This is a genomic window from Pseudomonas sp. MAG002Y (assembly GCF_019400845.1).
Classification (GTDB): domain Bacteria; phylum Pseudomonadota; class Gammaproteobacteria; order Pseudomonadales; family Pseudomonadaceae; genus Chryseomonas; species Chryseomonas luteola.
Window position 1 is genome coordinate 1 of the sequence record NZ_WOEJ01000057.1, and the last position, 536, is coordinate 536.

The window sequence follows — 536 nt, forward strand, 5'->3', positions numbered from 1 at the left end:
CCCAAGCAGTTGGCTAACTTCGCCACCCCACCCGCCTACAGCAGATGGCCTAAACTGGTTACTCTCTATTTCGGCTCAGATTCGGCTTTCTTTAGCTAAATTTTCTCAGATATATATCCAAATTCTAGCCATCAAAAGTTTGACGCAACATATAAATTAGTCAAATAATCGGCTCAGGCAGTCAAAAGAAATATCCTTGAAAAAGTTATTAAACAAAGTCCAAGATGCATCAAAATCTCTTTATAGCGTATAAAGCCCTTATGTTATTGCAATTCAAATAGAAACAGGCGTCTGACTAAGTTACCAAGCGAGAGTTTTAACCTCTCATCACTCTACCAGCATTCGCTTAACATCTCGGAAACATACTTTTAAATCGCAATAAAAAGGGGAAGATGCTTTCGCATCTTCCCCTTTCAACAAAGCAGCCCTGATTAGTTGAGCAGCTTGAGTACAGCGTTTGGCAGCTGGTTGGCCTGAGCCAGGATCGCAGTCGAAGCCTGCTGCAGGGTCTGCTGCTTGGTCATTTCTGATGTTTC

At 42.4% G+C, this 536-nt stretch carries 1 protein-coding gene; it reads right to left on the reverse strand.

Going from position 1 to position 536, the window contains the following annotated elements:
* Positions 1-431: 431 nt before the first annotated feature.
* Positions 432-536, reverse strand: a 105-nt coding sequence (locus GM154_RS25535; protein WP_258020061.1) for a flagellin, incomplete at its 5' end; no start/stop codon positions are given.